Source organism: Nonomuraea sp. NPDC049421, assembly GCF_040677005.1.
GTDB lineage: Bacteria > Actinomycetota > Actinomycetes > Streptosporangiales > Streptosporangiaceae > Nonomuraea > Nonomuraea salmonea.
In genome coordinates, this window is sequence record NZ_JBFAQA010000077.1 from 1 (window position 1) to 1527 (window position 1527).

General features: G+C 69.5%; 1 protein-coding gene. It reads left to right on the top strand.

Annotated features, from left to right (window positions below):
- Positions 1–213: 213 nt before the first annotated feature.
- A partial coding sequence (locus AB0K18_RS50265; RefSeq protein ID WP_364930287.1) for a replication initiator occupies positions 214–1527 on the top strand: 1314 nt, incomplete at its 3' end.

The following is a 1527-nucleotide window of genomic DNA, read 5'->3' on the forward strand; positions in this document are numbered from 1 at the left end:
AGCGCGCCGCCGGGTGGATAGCGGCCGTCGAGGATGGCGGCTCGTAGGTCGGTGGCGATGACGCGCCAGAGGGCGTCTTTGTCGTCGGTGCTGGTCTCCATGGTCGGCCTTCCTCGGTAAAGCTTTCAGGACTACTTGTACTACAGGTTGACCACCAAGCGCGATGTCTGTCAACCTGTACTACAGGTAGTCCAACAGAGGAGGTGGTGCCCTATGAGCAAGGAGGAAGAGTCACTCGGTGCCGACTGGATGGCCGATCTGGCCCGCCTGATCAACGCACCCGGCTATGGACGGTGGAGGTCCATGGTCGCGGCGATCGGCGGGTGCGCCCATCCGGTGCACCTGGCCGGACAGTCATTGATCGTGGACGCGGGCACGGGCGAAATCCTGCATGCCTACACCACGGACGGTGAGCCCTCAGGACATCTCTTGGTGGCCTGCGGGAACCGGCGGGCCTCGGTCTGCCCGGCCTGCTCCCAGACCTACCAGGCCGACACGTTCCACCTGATCCGGGCAGGACTGTCAGGAGGCAAAGGCGTGCCCGAGACCGTCAGCACGCACCCCCGGGCATTCGTCACCCTGACCGCGCCCTCCTTCGGTCCCGTCCACTCCCACCGCGACGGCCGTCGCTGCCGTCCCCGCAACCGCGACAGGGTGTGCGAGCACGGGCGGCCGGTCGGCTGCCACCTCCGGCACGAGCCCCAGGACGACCGGCTCGGCCAGCCGATCTGCCCCGGCTGCTACGACTACACCGGCGCGGTGCTGTGGCAGGCGCACGCGGGCGCGCTGTGGCACCGCTTCACCCTCGCCATCCGCCAAGAGCTGGCCCGCCAGAGCGGGATGACCCGTCGCGGCTTCGCCGAGCACGCCAAGGTGTCCTTCGCCAAGGTCGCCGAATACCAGCGGCGCGGCCTGATCCACTTCCACGCCGTCATCCGCCTCGACGGACCCGCCGGACCTGCCCAGCCGCCACCCGACTGGGCAGACCACCACCTGCTCACCCAGGCCATCCCACCCGCCGTCCACCAGGTCACCGTCACCACACCACCGAGCGACCTCGGCAGATGGACCCTCACCTGGGGCGACCAGCTCGACATCCGCCCCATCCTGCTCGACCCCGACGCCGACGGGCTCAGCGAACGAGCCGTCGCCTCCTACATCGCCAAGTACGCCACCAAGGGCGCCGAAGCCTCCGGCACCATCGACCACCGCCCGTCCTGCCGATCCTGCGCCGGACGCGGGCGGCTCAGCCCGATGACAACCTGCGGGCACTGCCACGGCAGCGGCCTCAAACCCGGCCTGAACCTCGACGCCCTGCCCGTCACCGACCACGCCCGACGCATGATCCGTACCTGCTGGTACCTCGGCGCACGCCCCGAGTTCCGCGCACTACGCCTCCGCCCCTGGGCGCACATGCTCGGCTTTCGCGGCCACTTCTCCAGCAAGAGCCGCGCCTACTCACTCAAGCTCACCGACCTGCGCAACGCCCGCGCAGCACACCGCGCCGCCGAAGCCCGCGAGCGCCAC